At 45.9% G+C, this 885-nt stretch carries 2 protein-coding genes; both read right to left on the bottom strand.

The features are described from left to right. A partial coding sequence (locus R8N49_RS25815; protein ID WP_318190295.1) for an NAD(P)/FAD-dependent oxidoreductase occupies positions 1-150 on the bottom strand: 150 nt, incomplete at its 3' end. Between the two features lie 8 nt (positions 151-158). Next, a partial coding sequence (locus R8N49_RS25810) for a class I SAM-dependent methyltransferase (RefSeq protein WP_318190294.1) occupies positions 159-885 on the bottom strand: 727 nt, incomplete at its 5' end.

Below are 885 nucleotides of genomic sequence, written 5' to 3'. Positions count from 1 at the left end.
TGGAAGTAAGCTTTCGCCAATTGAGAAACGAGGGAACGTCGCTTTTTCGATCACGACAACATCAATACCACGGGATTTTAGCAACGCAGAAACGGTGGAACCCGAAGGACCTGCGCCAACGACGACAACTTGCTTGTGCTCTGTTTTCATTCTTTATACTAGCTTGCTTGGAGTTTTAATAAGGTATGTCCGAGGCCAATGTTGTCCGTTCTTTCCACAACAGAGAGACCTGCTGCTTCAACAATTTCTAGGAAATCATCACTACGGTAGAAACGGCTATTACCATTGGCTAGGCAGGTAAAGTAAAGCGAGGTAGCATTTAAGCTGTATGACGCGCCCGCGTATTTCTGCGCATCCCAAAACAGTTCGAGAACGTAAACGGTATCGCCCGCGCTCAACTGCGCCTTTACTTTCTTCAAAATATTTAAAATTTCAATTGGAGAGAAACAATCTAAGAACTGGCTCATCCACCAAATATCGGCATGATCAGGCAATGTTTGGGCTTTAGCAAGCATATTGGCAGGATACGGAAGCAAGCGTTCGCTGAGCTTATTCTCTGCCACGTTAGACATCGCGACTTCCAGTTGCTGCGGCAAATCAACAATGGTCACATGCACATCTTTATCGTAGTTGCAGCACTGCATTGCCCATTTACCCGTATTGCCACCGATATCGACGATGTGTTTTGGCTCATTGGCAAACACTTCTTTAAGCAACAATGGGAAAGAACGATCCGAATAGAAGTGATCAAACTTAAACCAGCTCTGCTTAGCTTGCTCAGGTAATGTCGACAACCCTTGATAGATGGTTTCCCAATCGCCCAGCTCTTTCAATCCAGCAGGTTTGCCGTCTTTGATTGCTTCAGTCAGGTGCATCATCGCGGCA

The sequence above is a fragment of the Vibrio sp. 1978 genome (assembly GCF_033344345.1).
This window is presented reverse-complemented; position numbering and strand designations above follow the sequence as displayed.